The organism is Virgibacillus sp. DJP39 (assembly GCF_049310925.1).
In the GTDB taxonomy this organism is placed as follows: Bacteria; Bacillota; Bacilli; order Bacillales; family Amphibacillaceae; genus Virgibacillus_F.
The window spans coordinates 1-3,391 of the sequence record NZ_JBMERP010000146.1; the positions used below are offsets into that span (position 1 = coordinate 1).

3 protein-coding genes are annotated in these 3,391 nt (G+C 39.9%); all 3 read right to left on the reverse strand.

Annotated elements, in window-relative coordinates; translation table 11 throughout:
- Positions 1-89: 89 nt before the first annotated feature.
- The 3 genes from ACOI1D_RS21220 to ACOI1D_RS21230 are packed head-to-tail and all read right to left on the reverse strand — an operon-like array spanning position 90 to position 3,304.
- Positions 90-1,097 carry a tyrosine-type recombinase/integrase gene (locus ACOI1D_RS21220; protein WP_422504161.1) on the reverse strand — a complete coding sequence of 336 codons (1,008 nt, stop codon included), beginning with the start codon at positions 1,095-1,097 and terminating at the stop codon, positions 90-92.
- Positions 1,087-2,076, reverse strand: a complete 990-nt coding sequence (locus ACOI1D_RS21225) for a tyrosine-type recombinase/integrase (RefSeq protein WP_422504162.1) — start codon at positions 2,074-2,076, stop codon at positions 1,087-1,089. The genes ACOI1D_RS21220 and ACOI1D_RS21225 overlap by 11 nt, the downstream gene beginning before the upstream one ends.
- Positions 2,066-3,304, reverse strand: coding sequence for a tyrosine-type recombinase/integrase (locus tag ACOI1D_RS21230; protein ID WP_422504164.1), 1,239 nt, complete (start codon positions 3,302-3,304; stop codon positions 2,066-2,068). Before ACOI1D_RS21230 ends, ACOI1D_RS21225 begins: the two co-directional genes overlap by 11 nt.
- Positions 3,305-3,391 lie beyond the last annotated feature (87 nt).

Here is a 3,391-nt window from a genome sequence, read left to right on the forward strand (position 1 = left end):
ATTTAATGAAAAGTAATGATTAATGTAAAGTTGGTAGTTAAAAATAGATAGAATCATACTTACTTCTAACCCCAACTTTACATTATATTTTAGAAAAGCGTCTCAATAAAGGACATCAGATCTGCCTTTTCTTCATTAGAAAAGTATTCTGCACTATCCGGTGCTGTCTTTAGTGAGGCTCTTTCAATTGCTTCCCGCATGACTTCCGGATTAGACGTCAGATATACCTGAGTTGTTGTCACAGATGCATGTCCAAGGAAATCTCTGATATTATAAATACTTACACCATTATTAACAAGATGAGTTGCCTTACTATGTCTAAGACGATGTGGTGACAGATTTTCCTGAAAAGGTTCATCATTCGTCTCTTTGGCAAGTTTCTGGTACTTGTTCAGGATATGGGAGATACCTGCCCGCGTTAGGCATTCTCCCCTGCTATTACAGAACAATGGTTTTTCAGGCTGACGCCCATATATTCTTATATATTTTTCCAGAATTTTGCCTGTTTCCTGCATAATAGGTATTTCACGATATTTGTCGCCCTTGCCTTTTATGAAAATTTTACATATATCACCCAAGCTAATATCTGATGTGTTCAGGCTAATGAGTTCCTGAACCCTGCACCCCGAATCATAAAGCAATGATAGTATAGCCATATGTCTAATCCCTGATCGTGTGTTACCATCTGGCATGCCTAGGAGCTGTTTTGTTTCTGTTTCTGTCAAATAGGCAGGGGGTTTCTTTTCTGTTTTTTTGAATGGGATATGGATAATCTGACTACAATGGTCTGCCCATTCTGGAGTCGTTGCCAATACATATCCCCAAAATGATTTTAAATGCGCAAGACGTACATTCCGCGTAGATATCGCATTTTTCCTTCTATTTTCCAGCCAATGAAGGAATTCTATAATGCACGTTTTGTCAACATTTTCTATGGAAAGCCTTGAGACAGACAATTTGTTCTCCTCAAGAAAAGTGAACAGAAGTTTAAAGGTGTCCCTATAGGAAGCCACCGTATTTCTGCCATATCCTTTTTGTGCTATCAGATAGGATAAAAAATAGGTTTGTACATAGTGGGACAATGGTTTAGTTTTCATCACACACCTCCGGAATCAGGCTTCTCAGACGAGATTCTTTCTTGATAAAGTCGCTGTATCCATGTTCAGTTAGATGAATATAACGCTCTGTATCGGACAGATTTACATGTCCAACATAGGCTGCGAGAATTGGGACTGCCGTATAAAGGTTCATACCAGACTCCAACATTCGGTTCAGGCTAGCCGTGCAAAACGAATGACGGACATCGTGAATTCTTGGCATTCTCCCCTGGGGAGTACGGATTTCTGCTATTGAATAGATTTTTTTGAACATGTACCTCATGGCATGATAGGAATAGCCTGTTCCGGTATAAGGTGAAATAAATAAATACTGCCGTGATTCATGGCGGTGCTGTAATTTGGAAAGATATTTTCCAACTGTTGCTGAAAGACTTTCCGACATGGGTACGTATCTAGATACATTATTTTTTGATTTATATACAATAAGTAGTTGGTTAGCCATGTCCACATCCTGGATTTTAAGCGAAAGGACTTCCCCGATACGCATCCCAGTTCCAATCAAAATACGGATGATGACAGGATAAACCAGACAATGGGTGTGTGGTCTTCTTCCTTGTGGAAGCTGATCGGCTGCCAGGGTAATGGAACCCAGTTCAGCTTCCGAAAAAATGTATGGACGGAATGGCACATATACTTTCTTCATATATTTGCGTGGTATTTCATAGGAACCGATCCCCAAACTTCGAAGAAAAGCTGAGAACTGACGGAAATCCGAAACGCGAAGTCCCCTAGTTGCTGGACTTTCCTTTTCTCTTTCACGTAGGATGAATTCTGCCACTTCATGACTGATTTCCAAACTGTCGCAAGCAAGGGTAAGCTCTTGATTTAGTGATTTCAATCTGATCAGTGTGGAATGTGTCACTTTTTCACCTTGACCACGTTTAAACATGATATATTTTACGAAATAATCCTTGAAAATTCCTTCTTGGAAAGCTTGAAATTCCTTATCATTCAGCATACGGCATCACCTCCATGGAGGCTTTTCTCAACTGGGAAATATCGGACCAGATGTACCTAGTGGTTGTCTGGGGTGATGTATGTCCAAGGATCGTGGCAATTTCGCTGATCTGAACACCGTCCGACATCATACCAGTTGCCAAGCTGTGTCTCATGGAGTGAAGTCCAGCATGCTTCCGATCTGTATTGATCCCGGCTTTCTTAAAGCAGGCGCGGACTTTTTCCGAAAAGTGGTTATCATCGGCATATGGCACATGGGGTGGTCTTTGCCTAATAAAAATATAATCATCTATAGTTTGGGGTCTGGCGTTTTTTATATAGTCCAGTAGCGCTAGGCATACTTCCTGTATTAAAGGGAGCTCTAAATATCTTTTGGTCTTTTGTTGGCTAAGTCTAATACACCGCTTTCTCCAGTCAACGTTCGAAAATTGGAGGGTCCTGATATCAGAAGAACGGAGCCCATACACACTAGCAAAAAGCATCATTAGATACAACATTTTTCCCTGCCTAGAGGCTCTGTCAACGGAATCCAGTACCTTTCGTATTTCCTTGGTAGAATAGGCTGATTCCAACCTCTCATGTTTGTTCGTGTGAAGGTTTTCCAAATAGGAATCAAATCTAAATTTCAAATTATTACTGATCATCGGGCAGGAAAAATAACTTCTGATGGTATAGAGAATATTCGTTTTTCCTGTAGAAGAATAGTGCCCCTCAAGGGTTCCGATAAAATCAACAAACGTTTGGGCATCCAAGTGGTCAATCGAAGAACACCCACCTTCGAAAATAAAAATAAAAAAGGGTTTCAATCTCCCGATACGGGTTCTTATCGTACTGCGACTACATCCTTTTGATACCAACCACTCATCATAAAGCTGGATATCTTTCTGGAAGGTTTCTGGTATTGAAGTGGAATGATAAATGTACCTTCTTGCCAAACCGCGTCCATTCAAAGTATCTCTGATAAATAGTATTGCTCGCGCCTTACGCTTTTTACATTCGGTTGAGGGGCGCATGTATGGACTTACCCCTGTTACCTGTTCATAATATTTCGGTACATTGTCCACTGGCGTGCAAGATGATTCCTGTTTACAAAATAGAAGGAAGTCGTCAATGACGCGACAATAAATATACGCCAGTTTGGAATCTGGTAGATTAGTTGTTACCTGATCTTTCAATTGATCCATCTTCAACCGAAGTTTTTTAAATGAAATAAAATCAGCCATTTTCATTGTCTCCTTTCATAATTAGGCTGATTCTAGTATTGGCCATTAATGTAAAGTTATATTCAATAAAATCTTTGTATATACTATATTTTT